Raw genomic sequence first — 17544 nt, forward strand, 5'->3', positions numbered from 1 at the left:
CCAAGAGCCCAACAGTGCAAAATCCTGGTTATCGGGTGGGGTGAAAATAGTCAACAACACGTAAAGGGAACAGCGCCTCGAATGAGTCAATTAAAGTTCGGTGACAACACCACGGATCCCGGAACAGAGCACACTACCGAGAAGAATCATCCCATGAAAAACGGAGCCTCATAGGCTCCGTTTTGGGGTCAGGATGTCAGGTGGTCATCAGCCACACTTGGAGTCGCCGCAATTCAGGCAAGTCATGCAGCCATCCTTCTGGATCACGGCCTTGCTATGGCACTTGAAGCACAGGGTGGCATTGGGCGGAAAACTCCCGACCTCATCATCACCAGGAACCTCTGCCGCCAGCTCAGCCTGCTTCTGCGCCAGGAACTCCTGCTGATGCTCATCAAGCCCTGCGCTCTTGAGCATGCCAATGTTCACCAGATGCTGTTCGATAACATTGCCGATTTCAGCTATCAGCGAGGGAACATACTTCCCCTTATTCCAGTAGCCACCGCGAGGATCAAACACAGAGCGCAACTCTTCCACCAGAAATGTAATGTCCCCACCCTTGCGGAATACCGCCGAGATGATGCGAGTCAGAGCCACAATCCACTGATAGTGCTCCATGCTCTTCGAGTTGATGAAGATCTCGAATGGACGCCGGATCTCGTGTTCAGTCCCCTCATTCAGCACCATGTCGTTGATGGTGATGAAGAGCGAATGTTCGGAGATGTGCTCCGGAGTCTTGAGTTTATAGGTGGTCCCCATCAGCTTCTCCGGGCGTTGCACCGTCTCATGCATATGGACGACGCGAGCGGCCTCTTGCTGCTCCTGCTCTTCCTTACTCTTTACCTTGTAACCAATAATCTTGCTTTGAATCTTCTTGACCATAAGGGGGCCCATCAATATACAGTGGCTCGCGCGTGAGCGCCGAGCAGGATCAGAACTTGCCGTAGTAGCCTTCTTTCAAGGCATCGTAGAGGTTGGCCGCCGAATGAATTTCGCCATCGTACTCCACCTCTTCGTTGCCCTTGAGCTGCACCACTGAGCCATCTTCCAGGGCAAATTCGTACAGGGTATTTTCCAGGTCCTTCTCTTTGACCAGAACTCCCTGAAACGCCTCGGGATTAAAGCGGAAGGTGGTACAACCTTTCAGGCCCTGATCATAGGCATACATGTAGATATGCTTGAACTCCTCATAGGGGAAATCAGTCGGAACATTCGCAGTCTTGGAGATCGAGGAGTCAATCCAGCGTTGTGCCGCGGCCTGGATATCCACATGCTGAGTCGGATTAATATCATCGGCGGTGATGAAATAGTCCGGCAACGCGGACTCAGGATCCTGACTATAAGGCATGGCCTTGGCGTTGATCAGCTCACGGTAGGCCAACAGTTCGAAGCTATAGACATCCACGCTTTCCTTGGTCTTCTTACCGGCCTTGATCACGTTGCGCACATAGTGATGGGCAAAACTCGGCTCGATACCATTGCTGGCATTATTGGCCAGCGACAAGGAGATGGTACCCGTCGGCGCGATAGAGCTATGGTGGGTAAAACGCCCCCCGACTTCAGCTAACTCGGCAACCAGCTCGGGTTCTACTTCCGCCACTTGCTGCATGTAGCGACTGTACTTGGCATGCAAGATCCGCCCTGGTAGCTTGTCACCAACTTGGATGCCATCCTGAGCCATCTCCGGACGCTTGCGCATCATAGCCGCCGTTACTTCGAACTCCTGCGTCATGATAGGAGCCGGGCCCTTCTCTTTGGCAAGTGCCAGCGCCTCTTTCCAGCCGGTGATTGCCAGCTCTTGCGACACCTGCTCGGTAAAGGCCACAGAAGAAGGCGACCCGTATTTGATGCCCAGCATGGTCAAGGTTGAGCCCAGACCAAGAAAGCCCATGCCATGACGGCGTTTGTTCTCAATCTCCTGGCGCTGCTTCTCCAGTGGCAATTGATTGATTTCCACCACGTTATCCAGCATCCGGGTAAACAGACTCACCACCTTGCGGAAGGCGCTCCAATCGAAATGCGCCTGCTCCGTGAATGGTTCACGAATGAACTTAGTCAGGTTGATAGAGCCGAGCAAGCAGGCGCCATACGGTGGCAGCGGCTGCTCACCGCAAGGATTCGTAGCACGGATGTCCTCGCAGAACCAGTTATTGTTCATCTGATTGACCTTGTCGATCAGAATGAATCCAGGCTCGGCATAGTCATAGGTGGAGGTCATGATGACGTTCCACAACCGACGGGCAGGCATGCTCTTGTAAATCTTGCAGGCCACCAGGCCCAGCTCATTGATGACCACACCCTCTTTGGTCGGCCAATCGGCCCAGACGATGTCCGACGTAGTCAGATCGGTCTTATCCTGCTCCACTTCCTTCTTATTCAGCGGGAAGATCAGCTGCCAATCCCGATCGGCCTTCACCGCTTCAATGAAGTCACCGGTGATCAGCAAGGAGAGATTGAATTGGCGCAAGCGGCCATCTTCACGCTTGGCCTGGATAAATTCGAGCACATCGGGATGACGGATATCCATAGTGCCCATCTGAGCACCACGACGACCGCCCGCTGATGAGACGGTAAAGCACATCTTGTCGTAGATATCCATGAATGAGAGCGGGCCCGAGGTATAAGCACCGGCACCCGAGACAAAGGCTCCACGTGGGCGCAAGGTCGAGAAGTCATACCCGATGCCACAACCGGCCTTCAAGGTTAGCCCTGCTTCATGCACTTTGTTAAGAATGTCATCCATGGAATCCTGAATGGTTCCGGAAACAGTGCAATTGATGGTCGAGGTTGCAGGCTTGTGTTCAAACGCACCAGCATTTGAGGTAATACGGCCCGCTGGAATAGCGCCATTCCGGAGCGCCCAAAGAAAAGGCTCATACCAACTCTCGGGATCTTGCTCCTGTGCTGCCAGCGCCTTGGCCACTCGCTGATAGGTATCATCAATCTGCTGATCAATGGGCGTGCCGTCCTTACTCTTCAGGCGATACTTGGTATCCCAGATATCGAGAGATGTTTCCTGCAGAGGGATCGGTAAAGCCAACATCGGAGAATTATGTGTCAAATCAGTTTTCGCCATCGTCATCATGCCTTCCTACGTCGTGCGAGCTCGTGAATCAAGAACAAACGGAGCGACTGTACCAGTCACTACCGCCTAGAAATGTGAACCGTCATACACCATCGTAAAATCTCACAAAAACACAATATAATGACAAAGTAGAGATTATAAACACAATATGATGTATGAGCAGGAGCTATCAGCTCTTGCAGGGAGGGAGGATTTTATAGGATAAGTAGAGAAAAACCAGCGGTGATTCAGCCTTGCAGGCTAAAACATTCATTTATAATGAAATTTATAAAAAGACTCAAAAGAATCAAAACAAAAGGCCCATCAACTATGGATGGGCCTTGGTATAAGGCGAGAGGCTTACTTGCCAGCCGGCTTCACATAAGTAACAGGCTTGGCACCACGAACGTCGATGTAGAAGTCATAATCGCCATCTACAGGCGGAGTGAACTTCACTTCTTCAAACTTGGAGTTCGGGTTCAGTTCTACTGGATCCTTTTCAAACACGCCAGGAGCAGTCAGGTAACCGAAGTTGGTGCCTGGAGTCCATGCGGAGTCAGCAAACTTGAACTTGTACGGAGCGTAATCAACCTTCAGGCCCTTGGCAGATGCCTTATAGACACCCTTCTCAACCATTACGACTTTGTTTTCAGGCAGCGGAGCCCATGGATTGGATTCAGTAATTTCACCACGCAGGTAAATTTCACGACCGAATACGTCAGCACCACCGGCACCACCAGCAGAAGCGCCAGCTGCAGCAGTTTTGGTATCAGAAGCACAACCAGACATAACCAAAGCGCTGGTAGCCAGTACCATCATCAGCGTTTTCTTAAACATAGACTTTCCTTCGTTCATTTGTTTATCGGTTTGAATTCCTGAGAGTTTTTATCAACCCTCTCGGTGACGTATTTAACCAAAACTGATGCGAGGAAAATCTGGCAGAGTTCACACTCTGACTAGCAGCAGGGATATTGTTGTCGATAGTGAGAAGTCGCTTTGATTTTTGAAACATAAGAGACAGGGCTATCTACCTACCACTGCCAATAAATTCTTTGATTAACAGTAGGTTATGTAATTTTCCTGCAAAAAAAAAAGCCCAGACGTTAGTCTGGGCTTTGCTGTTAGTGGCGGAGTGGACGGGACTCGAACCCGCGACCCCCGGCGTGACAGGCCGTTCCAGCCAGATCACCTCCATTTTACCTATATGACATCAAATGTAATTAATTGTTTTTTAATAAAAATTATCTTTGATGCTCGGTTTTACCATTAAGATCAATTTACGCCACATACGTGGTCACGGTCACAAAACATCGATATTTTGATGAGCAATTATTGATCAGGTATTGGCTGCCGGCATAGACTCAAAACAGACCAATCATCGCATGGAGGTGTCTGATGAGTGAGCCGATGACCCTATCCCGCGCTGATCCGACTCTCCGTTTCTCTATCCATCCGCTCGCCCACGCAGCGTATCAGTGGATCCTCGCCTACCCCCGTCTCGTCTCTTGGAAAAACCTGCCCGGCGGGCTGACCAGCCAATTGCTTCGGCAACCATTACAGGGCGCCATGTTTTACCAGCAGGGTAAAAACAGAAAAATGCGCCCAACAGAATTTCTGCTGTTTGCCCCATTGTGGCCGACGCTGTACTGGGAGACTCCCTATCCACCTGAAGGCACTCTACTCATCCATAACACCCCATTCCACGCCCCCAACGATGTCGACATTGAGCAGCAAGCCTGGGCCAGCGCCCTCAGCCTGCTCGCCATGAGCATCGACAGTGGAGAGCTCGCGACTCTGCGAGAAAATTTTCAGGCCCAACTGCCCCACCATATGGCGCAGCTTTTTTTCGACAAGGTGCTGGTGACCGATGCGGACCTATGCCAATGGACAGGATGTAGCCGGGGAATGCTGGTGCAGCAGCGCCGACGAGCGGTAATTAACACTCCGGCCGACCACCCCATCGCTGATCCGATTGCGCTACTCAATACCGACTGGAGTCCGAACCATGGATGAGAGGCCCCCCCTGGATCGGGAGCGTTACCACAGACGGCTGTGCCACCTGTCCCATGTGGTATGCCCCAAGCCTCTACCGGCCCCTTTGCGCTTGAACACATTCGCGATGCTCAAGCGGCTGATGGGAAACATGCCAGATGATTACTGGCACCGTTACGGAGATTTGGAACGCTGGGCTAGCCATCCACGCTATCGGGTGAACCCCAGTGCTCTTAACATAAAAACTCCATTTGAGGCTTGTCACTACCTCAGGCGACAGCAATTACTGACCGAGTGCGGATTCGCCGCTGCGATCAATATCACTTCCCCTTCGGCTTGGTCAGATGACGATCGCGCTCACTATCGACGTTACCAGCTACTGGTCATCGTGAGTTGCCTACAGTTACACCTCATCGGTGATCATGACTCCGCCATCGAAAACGCGCTGCGGGAGATCCGTCTGATCGCTACCGAAGCACGGCACACACCGGTGCTGCAAGAACTGCCGGATATGGCGGCTCACCCAGATCTGGCGACACTCATCACGACGCTACGTGCCAACCGCCAACACGCGCTATCGCCGCTCATCGAGCGAGGGCTAGGTTTTCTGTGTGTGGTCATCTACGATGCCTATCGCCTAGCAAAAGGCATCACTCGCTATCGCAGATCAAAGAAACTGCCCGTCGCCGAGCACTATGTCCAATTGATTCAGCTAGAAAAAACTGATGACACTGACATCGTGATCGAAGAGCTAGTTATGCGACCAGGGCCTAATGGAGAGCCGATCGATGAGCCGCCTTTCGCTCTTGATACCAAGACCGTGCGCATCCACGACCCCAGCTCTCCGCACCGCTCACCATTTTTACGCGCCGAATTGAACAAGCGAGTCACCGAACAGCTGGCAGTGCGTCAGCTGTCGCTTCCTTGTAGTTTCGAGCAGGCCAGTGATTGGGATATCGAGCATCTGGTGAGGGATACCGTCAACGAGGGCGACCCAGTTGGGTGCTGGTTATTGCTAGCGCTCGTCTGCGGCGGCATCCCTGGCGGTCTGGCAACAGGCCGTAGTTTGCAGGTCATAAAAGAGCGCCTCTGCCTCGTTATTGAACACAAGGTACCAGCTAGTACACTGGATGAACGACTGCATGCTCTGCTGCCCCCCACCCACTCACGTGTCGTTCTGCCGCTCCCAACGGTGTTACAACATTTGGCTGTCAATGCACCGCCCCCGAGCGAACAGTTGTTGAAAAAGCACCTTGCGCTTATCAACGAACGCCACCAGACCCGGTTAACCCTGGGGCGAGTCACTCGTTATCTGGAGCACTGGTATATCAACCAAGGCTTCGATCTGATGCAGGTGGCGCTCGTCCGTGGTCAGGACTACAAGAAGCGCCCGGCACTGGCGTACAGCAATACCACCACCGACCAGGTGACCAAGCACCATCGAGCCTATCTACAGTTTTTGTTTAACTTGGCGGGACTGGATGCGGGTCTGCCGCCAGCCCGTAGCATCCCTGCCACGGTTGGCAGTAGTCTGCTCCTGCCGGGCAAGGTGCTGCATAACCTGTTTAACCGGCTGTTAATACCGCCACCGACCCCCAAGCGTGATGCAACCCTTGAGGAGGTGGCCAGCTTTCACAATCACTACCTTTGCTACGTGTGGGCACTGCTGACGTTTGTAACCGGTCACCGGGATGTGACTGCTCCACTGGGATCGCTCGCTGACTACAACCCCATCACGCGCACATGGTGGATCAGCGATAAAGAAATCCGTAACGGGCTGGCGGCTCGAACCTTGGTGATCCCAGCCACCGCCGCTCGTCAGGTCGCGCTTTACCAAACCCATCTACATACGTTGGGTCAACGCTACCGACTCCTGCATCGCGAGCTGGCACAGCGCTGCGATGCCGCACTTGATGGCAGCAAAAATCTGCTGTTTTTCATCCTTCATGACAGTCAGGGTCATCTGCTGCCTCAGGATCCCACACCCAGCAACCTCAATCAGCAACTGGGTAACCGGCTGCCGATCCAGCACAACTGGGCTCGCCACCATCTACGCAGCGTCCTGCTGCGCAGCAAACTGGCACCGTCAGTGATCGATGGCTGGATGGGGCACGAGGAGATCGGCGAGTCGATATTCGGTCGCCACAGCTGCCTGTCCATCCAGACTCTGCAACACGTTGCCGACCTCATTGAAGCACATTTGAATTTTCACCAGATTGAGGCAAGGGCAGGATGGCAAATCCTCTGATCCTATCACCGCGGCGCCGCGAGCTGATGGTACAACTTGGCCGAGATAAGCGCCGACAGGACCGTAAAGATGAGGCCGAAGTGGTGATCACCCAGGCCATCAAGATCTTTCGTCATCATCTGCCAGAGATGTTGGAAGAATCTCCCTGTACTGACCGATTTGAACGGTTGTGGCCAGACATTGATGCCCAGCTGCGGCAAGATCTAAAGACCCTGCACGCCTACCGCTTTGCCTACTCGGTTATCTGCCAGAAACTGGAGATGGGGAACCGGCAGGGAATCTGGTGCATTGCGATCCCCCCTCCATACTTGAGTGTGCGACGCCCTCACCCATTTCGCTCCGAGCATTGGCACCAAGCGACTATCACTATGGCCAACGCAGCTCATACTTGGCGCACCACATTGAGTGAACCGACCCAAGACCCCGACCGGTTATTCGCCCGTTTGCTCGTCTGCGGAATCCTCTATGGCGGGCTCAATCGCCCCTATTTGTGGCTCGCCATGGGGCGTGCCTTGCTCGAAATCCAGCCGCTGTCCGGTAATCATGAACTAACTTGGATCACCCTAACCCTCGAGCCTGGCGAGCTTCCCAGTAACAGCTATTACCGTCATGACGAACACGATGGCAATGCAGAACACAACGAGATACACCAGACAGGTATACGGGCCATCACCCAAGTGAATTACATGCCTGACCCAATCAGCCTCGGTATATTGCGGCAGTTTCTCAAACATCGCCCCGCAACTTGGTGCCCTCCAACCAAACAGGCAGAGTGCCTTGGATTGTTGCAAAAGGAATTGGGAGCAGAGATCAGCCAGCAAGCGCTCTGCAGAGGAGCCATCGGCTTAACCGAACATCAGCTTGGTACTGAACTCCCGCAGGTACTGCTGGAATATGCAGCAGGACGAACCCCAAGTGCATCACTTCCTCTCGCATACTGGCACCGGCTGCTCCAACCTCGCCTGTACCCAGCCAACCAGGACACCTATCAGAAATTTAACTCTCTAGAAAGCGTGGCGAAATGGCCAATGGCAAGCACCAGCCAGCCATCGCAAAAACCCTATCTGCTAGATGAATTAAGAGCGATTTTTCGGCAAGACCCAGCCGCTCCCAAGGGCCCGAAAACCATCATCACGGAACTCGATGCTCTTGGGAACACGAGTGCCCTTACGCTCAGCGAACAAGTGCTAGTCAGCTGGTTGCTGTCATTGCTTCTGACACGCCGTTTGGCCCCGTCGACTGCTCAGCGCTACCTCGAAAGCATCGGCAAGGAGTGGTTATCGATGACCGCACAACTACCGCTTGCAAGCTACGATGGCATCGATTTTACCGAACTCTATCACAGCATTCTTAACCGCCCACGCAGCCAATATCAGCGTGACTTCATGGCAGGCCGCCTTCAGGATATGCATGTCTTCGCCGTCGAGGCGTTTGATATGGCAGCGCTACCAGAACCACTTGCAACCGGCGAGAAGAAAATTCCCCATGTCAGCGCCGCCATAGTCGATGAGCCACTCTTTGCCGGTTTGCTGGCACAGGTCAATTGCTTCATCGATACCGACGTTACTCTGCGGATGATGCTTAAATCCTTTCTTATCATGGCCTATCGCACCGGTTTGCGCCCCGGAGAACTCGCCAAGTTGCGGCTAATTGATGTTGAGCCCTCCCCCATCGGGTGGCTTTTTGTCCGCAACAACCGCCACGGTCATAACAAGACCGATGCGGCACTGCGCAAAGTACCACTTTACCCCATGCTCACCGGCAATGAGAGCGATCTCCTCAAACGCTATATTGGCGAGCGACGGATGCAGGCGGATAGCAACAAGGAGTTGCTGTTCCATGCTGCGGGCAATCCCCACGAGCGGGTCAACCTGCAACAGATCTCCCTGATGGTCAGGTCTGTACTCTACCAACTCAGTGGCGGCCTTCATTATCGACTCTACCACCTGCGTCACAGCTGTTTTTCTCGGATGCAGTTGCTGCTGCACCACGATCTGGTGTCCTTGCCAGACATTGTCCAGCGAGCCTTGTTGCCCTACCCCGACACACAACGCGAGGAGATTGTCCGCCTGATCGCAGGCCAGCATCGCCTGCGGGATCGCTATATGGCGCTCGCAGTGATGGCTGGGCACAGCAGTCCCGAGATCACACTGGATCACTACCTGCACTTCACCGACCTGTTACTTGGCTGCCACCTAGCATGCAACCAAACCCCGCTCTCCAGGCAAGAGAGCCAATATCTGTTTGGTATATCGACCCACAAGCAACGCACACTAGACTGCGAACAGGAAAAACCAACGCCCCTGACCCCGGCTAAGCTGATGCCCCACCTACTGAAAAGGCTGGGAGCCTATCAGGCAACACCACCGCGCCAAGTGCGGCAAGGCATCAAGGCGAAAACCCTCGCCGATGCAAACCGAGCCAGTCATTACGTGCAGAGTGAAGCCGTCCTCAAGCATCTTGAAAAAGGAAAGGATCGACGGGAGATAGCCAGCCAATTTGGCTTGAGCGAAGAGCTGCTGGCGACTTGGCATGCGAGCGCAATCGAGCTAGGCAATCTGGTGACACAAAAAGCCCGCTCACGGTTGATTCCCCGCAACCGGCAGCGACAACTGCTCCCGGCTGAACTCGGCACAACCGCAGAGAAACATGCACTGGCTAACGTCTTGAAAGTCTGCCAAGCCATGAGAAAGAGACCCAAACAGATGGCCGATTTCAGGTGGGCCATCCGCTATTGCCTGACCAACTCAAACAGCTCCCATGCTGGGATCAAATTCACCTCTCCAAAAATCTTCCGCCGCTTTATGACCTTTGTCAGCAAGTTATATCCCTGGTCTCAGTGGCGACTTGATCTCCACGTGCCCCAAGATAAATCTGCCAAACGCTGGCACCTTCATCCAGCGCTGGCCGTCGAGCGCAGCACGCTGCGCAAAGTGCAGCAGTTTCCCCAAGGCTATGCCTACTTATACCTAAATCACCCCAAGGAGGAATTATGCCAGGCGGGCCATTCATCACCGATGTTGCGCTATCTGTTTCATCGCGTTGCCATAATCCTATTCAAGGCCACCAGCATCCGCCGCTGGCAAATTGGCGATTCACAAAATCTGCAACGCATCGCAAAACTGGCCGACACCAATCCAATGACGTACGAGGTACTGATGGAAATTGACAGGATGAGCCGTGACATGACGCGCTATGAAATGGCGCTATGTGGGTCATTATTCCATGAGGCTCTACAGAGGGCTGATGAGGATGTTTACAGGGATGTCGTAGAGCAACTAAATGAAGAAGGCCGTCAACGCGCCGCCGAATGGTCTGTTGCTCAGGATCAACCCCGATGGGATTAGCCAGGCAAGCTCTTTCTGGCGCGGCTCTGAAAAGTGGGGATCATCCCCGCCCATTGGGCCCGCTCCTCTCACAGGCTGAGCTCAAATTCCCTAACCAATTGGTTTCAGGATCCTGCCCCACTCTTTTCATCGAAATCATTGGGTGTCTGGGTTGTCTGTTTTTTCCAGCTTTCTGCCCTCAAGGTAGAGATATCCAGCAGCAAAGGCGATCAGCTCCATGGCTAGAGAAGATACTGAGAGTGACGATGCTCGAGCTCATACACGCTCCTTATTGCATAAATCAAACAGGATACTCCCTGAACCCCAAGGGATGCTGAAAGTATCCTGCCGATATGTGGTCCCTGCAAGTTGCCCAAGGCGCCGCAAACAGTCGGGCGCTGTGGCCCTCTCGGCACATCCTGCTGTCAACGGCAGTCAGAGCTTCGAGATCTCAGTCCAACCGTTTGTAGACCTGATCGCCATAAGGCGATTTGACAAACCAGTAATAGGCCGGGACCTCGGTGAAAGCCCGTCGCCAGTTGTGTACATCCATAGACAATCGATCACAGATATGAACCATCTGGGCTGGCAGATAGGCCTCCGACTGCCGACCAATTTTGATGGAAAGGCAAGAACTGATGGCCTCAAACAGCTTGGGCGCCTCCTGACTGAGGCGGGCCAGCGGCTCGGCCAGCACCATGAAATTGAACGACTCATGTTGCCCCGCGACCCCGTTCCCGCTTGTGTTGTTGTAGAACAGGTGGATCTTGCCGATGTCATGCAGAAGACCGCCGATAAAGGCCACGCTGGTGCTAATCGGGCCGACTTGATGCTGCATGCAGAGCGCCGAGGCTGTGATTGCCACCTCATGACTGTGCTCAAGCAGTCCACCGGTATGGTGATGATGGTACTGGTTGCTCGCCTTGCCGGTGAAGAAGGGCCACATGATGCGATCATCAAGCAGCACGGCGAGGTAGAATCGCCGCAGGGCCACATCCGGTAAATAAGCGAGCATCCCCCAGATATCCGACAAGATGGCATGTTGTTCATCTGCCAGCCATGAAAATTGCTGCTCAATGTCGCCACGACGCACCTCAACAGGCAACGGCATGAAGGTCGTCAATCGAGGCACTTCCTCGCGATTCATCTCCAGCAGCAACCACTGCCCAGCCGGCACCACATCCACCAGCAGCTCACCGCTGACATCGACATGGCGCCCCCCTTTCAGGAAAGTCAAACGCCACACGCCAGCACTAGGCAAGCCGTGAATCAGCTCGGCCCACACCAGCGTCAAGTTAAACGGGGATGTGAATTTCATACCTCATCCTCCAGCTCAAGTTCACCGTCCAGCAGTTGTTCGAAAGCGGCACCATCCCGACCGACCAGATTGGGCACATAGCGCGAATAGACCCGAAACAGCATGCTGGTCGTGGAATGACCCAGCTGGCGGGCAATCCACTCCGGATTCTCGCCGGCGGCCAGCCACAGAGTGGCAGCCGTATGGCGAGTCTGATAGGGGTTGCGCTTTTCAAGCTTCAGATTGGCCAACAATGGGTACCAGACACGCTGGGCCACATTGCGGTGGTTGAGTGGCTCACCGTTGCGGGCACAAAACACGAAGGTACTTTTCTCGCCCGAGACCCCCCACTGTTCACGCAAGGCCTCATAGACTCTCTGGCTCATTGCGATGGTGCGGTGAGATCCACTGGTCTTGGTGGGCCCGACTTTGCCCCTGACCAAGGACTGGTGGATATGAATAAGGCGGGCGCCAAAATCCACATTGTCCCAACAAAGCCCATCGATCTCACCCGTGCGCATGCCGGTGAAGAAACGCACCGTGAAATAGGGACGATAGTCCGCCCGTACCTTGGTCAGAATGAGTTGCACCTCCTCCAGGGTAAACGGCAGGACTTGCGCCCTAGGCATCGGCAGGGCCTTGATATTGCGCCACGGGCTATCAAACTCGAACCGCTCGGCCGCCTCGTTCAAGATGAGGCGCAGGTAGGTCATGATGTGGTTGATACGGGAAGCCGACAGCACCCGTTCGTTCTGCCCACCCGGCTCACACAAGCGCAACCGAAACGCCAAGATCTGTTGCTTGGTGATGGCAGCTAACCGCTGCTCACCCATAGCCGGAATCAGGTGGCAGCGTAAAATGCCATCCACCGTTTCAATTTGGCTCTCGCGCCACTCGACCCGTTTTTCATCGAGCCATAGCTCGGCGAAGGCGGAGAAAATCATCCGCGCACCAGAGGCCTTCTGCCGACTCAGTCTCTCCATGGCCACATACTTCTCAACCTTGGGACTGTTGGGAAAGTGATGCCCATAGTCAAAGGTACCGATACGGATCTGTTGCTCTATCAAGCAGAGCACCTTATTGAGCTTCTGCCGGTTAGCCTGGGTATCAGCCAACGTGGTTTGCTCCCGACAGCGGACCCCCCTGTAACGAAAGTCCAGATAAAGCTTGCCATCACGGCTATTTATCGAGCCCATCGCACCACCTCACTTTAAGCTAGCAATGAGATCGTGGGCTGCTGCTCCTTGCAGCATGGACTCCTCTACCCGCTCCCAGATGTAGAGAATTTTTCGCCCACCAAACGGACGGATGTAATGCACGCCTTCGAACAGCACAGCGTCTTTCAGACTCTGGCGGATTGTACGCACGTCGTATTTGATCCGTGATGAGAGCTCTTCGGTTGTCAGATAGGTACTCATACCTCGCCTCCAAGTGATTCACAAGTGAGTCATATCACTCACGCAAGATGAATATAAATCACGTAACGCGATTGTCAATGCTTTTTTTGCATCATGTATGATTCATTTGGTAGGCTATGTGAAAAATACTCGCTATGGATAAGTCATGATTAGGATCCTGCTCATCAAGCTACTTGACGAAAAATCGTTCCAAGAAAAGCGCCGCATAACTCTCTCTGAAGTGAGCGAAAAAACAGGGATCAGCCGGGCAACCCTGACCCGGATCGCCAACGTGCCTGGTAATGTCACCAATACCGATACAATCAATGCGTTGTGTAAATATTTTGGATGCCAGCCTGGAGAGTTGTTGAGGTATGTCGAGGAGGAGGACAGTCCTGCGGGGGAGTGAAATGTAAGTTCCGGTCCCGCCCTCTTGATGGCTCTCATGCAGAAGGTAGAGTCTGAACTTTTATTTCTTAAGGGTTCTTCAGTGCAGCTCAACGACGCCTGCAGCGATTACTTCACCTTCGAGATGCTGTTTCACTGCAGTGATACTTGGCTGCGAGTTCAATGCCCCAATCTCCCCCTACAAGTTGAGAGCTGGCAGGCCTATCGCGAACTGGCCATAGAGATCTTGGATCCGGTGGTGCGACAATACGGGCAACCCCGGCTCACCTATGGTTTTTGCGGCACTGAGCTGCGCAGGGCCATTCTGACCAATCAATTGCCAGGCATCGCTCCAGGGCTAGATCAACATGCGGCCTGTGGACTCAATCAGCGAGGAAAACTTGTTTGTCCTCGGCAAGGGGCTGCGGTTGATCTGATATACCCAGGGAAGAACAGCTATCAGGTAGCCCTTTGGCTGGCGCAACACACCCCGTTTGATCGTCTCTATCTCTATGGCCCAGACCGGCCACTGCATATCAGCTATGGGCCCGAACAAAAGCGTGCCTTGGTCGAACTCACCACACCCCATAAAAGACGAATTCCCAAGCGGCTGACACTCACCCAACTCAAAGGAATGTGCCGATGCTGACCCCTGAGCGCTTCACGCAACTGGTCGCTGCCCTGCCATACAAAAAAGTGCTACCCGACGCGGTCTATCTGCACAAAGAGACCCTGGCCACGACCAGCCCACAGCTCTACCGTTTTGTCTGTGCGGTGGCACAAGCGCTCAAACTGCCGGAGTGTGAATGGGATCTGGTGAAGTTGGCAAAGCAGGACTTTCGGCTGTCACTGCTCAGCTACCCCACATTCTTCGAAGAGGCCTACCCCAGCCTCAAGCAGAGCGTGACCGTTGACCTGGCCAAACTAAGCCATACCGTTACCCGCTACGACAGCCAGGACAATCCCCCCATTCTGCATCGCAAAGAGTGCATGCTGACCACCAATCACCCACAGGCAGAGAGCTGTCGCCAGATCACCGAAGAGGGAGAGTTGGCGGGACTTTACGATCATCCCCGCATGATTGGCTTCAAAGCCTCGTGGGAGCGGCTTATCGCAAGACATGGCTACCAACTGGTTTATGGGCGCCTGTTTCGCACCTCCGCCCTGCCACCTGAAGAGGGTGACCCAAAGATTGATCGCCATAAAACGGCGCTGGTTCGCCATGAACTCTCGGCACCCATGAAGATGCTGGCCCGCCATGGTTATCTCAACGGCGACTATGCGCTGTTTGATTACGGTTGCGGCCGGGGGGATGACCTGCGGGAACTGGAAGCGCACGGTATTGACGCACTGGGCTGGGACCCGAACTTTCGTCCGGATGGCGAGAAGGTGGTCTCCCATCTGGTCAATCTCGGTTTTGTGATCAACGTGATTGAGGATCAAGATGAGCGAATGGAGGCACTGCTCGGCGCCTGGGAGCTGACCCAAACCCTGCTGGTCGTCTCGGCCATGCTGGCCAACGACAGCTTTATTGCCCAGTTCACTCCTTATAAAGATGGCGTTATCACCTCGCGCAACACCTTTCAGCGCTACTACAACCAAAGCGAGCTCAAGCACTACATAGACAGAACATTGGATGAAAATGCCATCGCCGTGGGGCCCGGCATCTTCTATGTGTTCAAAGACAAGCTCGAAGAGCAGCGCTTTTTGGCGCAGCGCCAACGTCGAAGCCATAGCTGGCAGCAACTGACCTCGCCCACCCCCAACCATCAGGCCACTGCAGCACTGCTGATCACTCGCCATCAACCGCTGTTTGAAGCCTTCTGGCAACGGACGCTGACCCTTGGGCGAATCCCGGCCAATGACGAATTTGAACAAAGCGACGAGTTAAGAGAGATAGCAGGCAGTCATCGCAAAGCCATGACCCTGCTTGGCCAGCATTTTGACCTTGCCCAGTTTTCATGGTCAACCTCCCGCTATTCGATCCCGAGGTGTAAGTGGTGGTGCGCGATGTAACAGATAGTTCATTTCGAGGACAGGCATACCGACCGGATATATCAGGCGACCTGAGAGCCCAAGTATTTTTCTTTCTAACCTTCAGCGATGAACATCGGCTGCCGGGTTGACGTCTTCTCACGATGACGGCTCGTCTTTGGTATTTACCTTTTCAACGGCATTTACTCTTGCCTCTGCCATCCATGTGGCAACATCCCGTGATAAAGCAAAGTACCCACTGCGGCCGGCTAATCGAAAGATGGGGATGGGTACCGAGCCCCGACTAATCGATTGCCGCCAAGCGGCCGAGCTGGGGTAGCCAAGCACTTTCCAAAGCACTCGGCTCGGTAGCATCAATCCATATCGATCGAGCAGTTCATTTTCTAATTCAGCAGTCAAGTCACCGAGAGATAGCATATGTCACGGTCCGTTATGGTTACGCAAAATAGCCTAGCAAGGTGCCATTCTGCTGGCTATCCCATAGAACTTGGCTCAATTATTACTGTATGTTGATAACCTAACCATCTGTTTTATCGGGGATAGTTGTTATGGCGCTTGATTTCGCATACGCAATGCAAATCTTCCGCAACGAACCGTTACCAGAACCCCAAAATCCCAATCGTCATCCAGCCGATGTGTTGCGGGTTAAATATTGGTTTCATGAGGTAGCGAAGGCATTGAACTGTAGTGCCGCATATCAACTCGAAAAGCTATTCGAGCCCGAACATTTTCGACGTCAGAATCAGCGGACTTCGTACCCCAACAAATGGGGGCGTTATGCGGCAGGGGACAATACTCCACAACTGAAATTGCTCCAGATGGTTGAGGCGCGAGCACCCGGAACACAGCGAGAGCTTCAGCATCCCTTGTGGCATTTTTTAAAACGCCAAGGCTCCACTCGACCGCTCACATCTAATGACATGAGCAAACTGGAGCCGAACGTCCAGACGATTGTGTTTAAGCCACGCCACAATGCTCATTTTGGTGCACCGCGCTGCTGGGTACCTTTTAGCCGACAAGTGGCGAATAAATTGTTACGGCATGGCGACTTGGATGCTTTAGCTGCTCTGGTTGTGTACTGGGGGATAGCAAAATCGCAGGGTTCGGCCAAAGAAATAGAATACGTAGCAACCACCATTTATCGCATGTTGTTGGTGGTCGGCGTGCTCTTCTATCACCGAAAATTACACGCTGAACTACTGATGCTATTCACGACTGTGATTTTTGATCACACGCCATGGGCCGTTGGACGATTTGGTACCGATCCTGGCACGTTTCAGCTCAGTATTTTGGTGCTCCATTACCCTATCGAGCAACATAATCAAGTAGTGAGCACACAGGAGTGGAAGAAAAAAACAATAAAAATCAACAAACTATTATCTGGTGAAATGGGGTTTGATATGAAGTTTGCATTGGAGCCATTCTGTTTGCCTACATGGGATTTAGGGCCTCCTACCCAGCTAGATTGGGCAGAATGGGAGCAGCGAAGACGGTATTGGGCTTGGGGCTGGCACTGTATTCTTCATCAAGAAATTGGAAAGTTTCCACCGATGGAAGTCGCGGTTAATTATTTCAGGGAAAAAGGGGATCCTTCCTGCCAAGGTGAGGCTTGGTTGTTAATAAAAGATAAATTTCCAAAGTCCAATCCGAGTTCCGCCATCATTTTTGAATACGGACAATGGCCACCAACTTAATTATGAGCACTCAAATAACATGTTTTTCCAACTAATTGATTACTGAGCCACCATCTATAGATAGCCTGTCTCTTGATCAGATCTTGATCCCCTGCGCCATCAGATCCTTGGCGGCAAGAAAGCCATCCAGTTTACTTTGCAGGGCTT

At 53.2% G+C, this 17544-nt stretch carries 13 protein-coding genes; 7 read left to right on the forward strand and 6 right to left on the reverse strand.

Annotated elements, in window-relative coordinates; translation table 11 throughout:
* Positions 1–207: 207 nt before the first annotated feature.
* The 3 genes from ACYVG7_RS08840 to ACYVG7_RS08850 form a co-directional block, all read right to left on the reverse strand.
* A complete protein-coding gene (locus ACYVG7_RS08840) occupies positions 208–879 on the reverse strand; it encodes a TSCPD domain-containing protein (protein ID WP_460882784.1) in 672 nt (223 codons plus the stop codon).
* A gap of 49 nt (positions 880–928) precedes the next feature.
* Complete coding sequence (locus ACYVG7_RS08845) at positions 929–3040, reverse strand: adenosylcobalamin-dependent ribonucleoside-diphosphate reductase (protein ID WP_460882794.1); 2112 nt, start codon at positions 3038–3040, stop codon at positions 929–931.
* A gap of 381 nt (positions 3041–3421) precedes the next feature.
* A complete protein-coding gene (locus ACYVG7_RS08850) occupies positions 3422–3898 on the reverse strand; it encodes an early set domain-containing protein (protein WP_460882785.1) in 477 nt (158 codons plus the stop codon).
* Between the two features lie 558 nt (positions 3899–4456).
* Here ACYVG7_RS08850 and ACYVG7_RS08855 point away from each other — a divergent pair.
* Genes ACYVG7_RS08855 through ACYVG7_RS08865 form a run of 3 tightly spaced genes read left to right on the forward strand, consistent with a single transcriptional unit; the run spans position 4457 to position 10648 of the window.
* The gene (locus ACYVG7_RS08855; protein WP_460882786.1) at positions 4457–5074 is read left to right on the forward strand and encodes a hypothetical protein; all 618 of its coding nucleotides are present in this window, start codon (positions 4457–4459) and stop codon (positions 5072–5074) included.
* Positions 5067–7301 (forward strand): hypothetical protein, encoded by a 2235-nt coding sequence (locus tag ACYVG7_RS08860; protein ID WP_460882787.1) that lies wholly within the window; start codon positions 5067–5069, stop codon positions 7299–7301. Before ACYVG7_RS08855 ends, ACYVG7_RS08860 begins: the two co-directional genes overlap by 8 nt.
* Positions 7286–10648 (forward strand): tyrosine-type recombinase/integrase, encoded by a 3363-nt coding sequence (locus ACYVG7_RS08865; RefSeq protein WP_460882788.1) that lies wholly within the window; start codon positions 7286–7288, stop codon positions 10646–10648. Before ACYVG7_RS08860 ends, ACYVG7_RS08865 begins: the two co-directional genes overlap by 16 nt.
* Positions 10649–11078: 430 nt before the next feature.
* Here ACYVG7_RS08865 and ACYVG7_RS08870 read toward each other — a convergent pair whose 3' ends face one another.
* The 3 genes from ACYVG7_RS08870 to ACYVG7_RS08880 are packed head-to-tail and all read right to left on the reverse strand — an operon-like array spanning position 11079 to position 13342.
* A complete protein-coding gene (locus ACYVG7_RS08870; protein ID WP_460882789.1) occupies positions 11079–11945 on the reverse strand; it encodes an HD domain-containing protein in 867 nt (288 codons plus the stop codon).
* Positions 11942–13120 carry an Arm DNA-binding domain-containing protein gene (locus ACYVG7_RS08875; RefSeq protein WP_460882790.1) on the reverse strand — a complete coding sequence of 393 codons (1179 nt, stop codon included), beginning with the start codon at positions 13118–13120 and terminating at the stop codon, positions 11942–11944. The genes ACYVG7_RS08870 and ACYVG7_RS08875 overlap by 4 nt, the downstream gene beginning before the upstream one ends.
* 9 nt (positions 13121–13129) lie before the next feature.
* Positions 13130–13342, reverse strand: a complete 213-nt coding sequence (locus tag ACYVG7_RS08880; protein WP_041997613.1) for a hypothetical protein — start codon at positions 13340–13342, stop codon at positions 13130–13132.
* Positions 13343–13487: 145 nt separating this feature from the next.
* On the opposite strand from ACYVG7_RS08880, the gene ACYVG7_RS08885 reads away from it, so the two are divergent.
* The 4 genes from ACYVG7_RS08885 (at position 13488) to ACYVG7_RS08900 (ending at position 17397) form a co-directional block, all read left to right on the forward strand.
* Entirely contained in the window at positions 13488–13730 is a 243-nt protein-coding gene (locus ACYVG7_RS08885; RefSeq protein ID WP_041997615.1) for a helix-turn-helix domain-containing protein, read from the forward strand.
* Between the two features lie 36 nt (positions 13731–13766).
* Positions 13767–14357: a hypothetical protein gene (locus ACYVG7_RS08890; RefSeq protein ID WP_460882791.1), complete on the forward strand. Its 591-nt coding sequence runs from the start codon at positions 13767–13769 to the stop codon at positions 14355–14357.
* Positions 14351–15724: a DNA phosphorothioation-associated putative methyltransferase gene (locus ACYVG7_RS08895; RefSeq protein ID WP_460882792.1), complete on the forward strand. Its 1374-nt coding sequence runs from the start codon at positions 14351–14353 to the stop codon at positions 15722–15724. The genes ACYVG7_RS08890 and ACYVG7_RS08895 overlap by 7 nt, the downstream gene beginning before the upstream one ends.
* 527 nt (positions 15725–16251) lie before the next feature.
* Positions 16252–17397, forward strand: coding sequence for a hypothetical protein (locus ACYVG7_RS08900; protein ID WP_460882793.1), 1146 nt, complete (start codon positions 16252–16254; stop codon positions 17395–17397).
* Positions 17398–17544: the final 147 nt, after the last annotated feature.

It is taken from the genome of Pseudaeromonas pectinilytica (assembly GCF_054780855.1).

Excerpts from the sequence above, each read along its gene's own strand:
- ACYVG7_RS08840 (WP_460882784.1), bottom strand. The coding sequence starts at position 879 with ATGGTCAAGAAGATTCAAAGCAAGATTATTGGTTACAAGGTAAAGAGT.
- ACYVG7_RS08845 (WP_460882794.1), bottom strand. The coding sequence starts at position 3,040 with ATGTTGGCTTTACCGATCCCTCTGCAGGAAACATCTCTCGATATCTGG.
- ACYVG7_RS08850 (WP_460882785.1), bottom strand. The coding sequence starts at position 3,898 with ATGTTTAAGAAAACGCTGATGATGGTACTGGCTACCAGCGCTTTGGTT.
- ACYVG7_RS08855 (WP_460882786.1), top strand. The coding sequence starts at position 4,457 with ATGAGTGAGCCGATGACCCTATCCCGCGCTGATCCGACTCTCCGTTTC.
- ACYVG7_RS08860 (WP_460882787.1), top strand. The coding sequence starts at position 5,067 with ATGGATGAGAGGCCCCCCCTGGATCGGGAGCGTTACCACAGACGGCTG.
- ACYVG7_RS08865 (WP_460882788.1), top strand. The coding sequence starts at position 7,286 with ATGGCAAATCCTCTGATCCTATCACCGCGGCGCCGCGAGCTGATGGTA.
- ACYVG7_RS08870 (WP_460882789.1), bottom strand. The coding sequence starts at position 11,945 with ATGAAATTCACATCCCCGTTTAACTTGACGCTGGTGTGGGCCGAGCTG.
- ACYVG7_RS08875 (WP_460882790.1), bottom strand. The coding sequence starts at position 13,120 with ATGGGCTCGATAAATAGCCGTGATGGCAAGCTTTATCTGGACTTTCGT.
- ACYVG7_RS08880 (WP_041997613.1), bottom strand. The coding sequence starts at position 13,342 with ATGAGTACCTATCTGACAACCGAAGAGCTCTCATCACGGATCAAATAC.
- ACYVG7_RS08885 (WP_041997615.1), top strand. The coding sequence starts at position 13,488 with ATGATTAGGATCCTGCTCATCAAGCTACTTGACGAAAAATCGTTCCAA.
- ACYVG7_RS08890 (WP_460882791.1), top strand. The coding sequence starts at position 13,767 with ATGCAGAAGGTAGAGTCTGAACTTTTATTTCTTAAGGGTTCTTCAGTG.
- ACYVG7_RS08895 (WP_460882792.1), top strand. The coding sequence starts at position 14,351 with ATGCTGACCCCTGAGCGCTTCACGCAACTGGTCGCTGCCCTGCCATAC.
- ACYVG7_RS08900 (WP_460882793.1), top strand. The coding sequence starts at position 16,252 with ATGGCGCTTGATTTCGCATACGCAATGCAAATCTTCCGCAACGAACCG.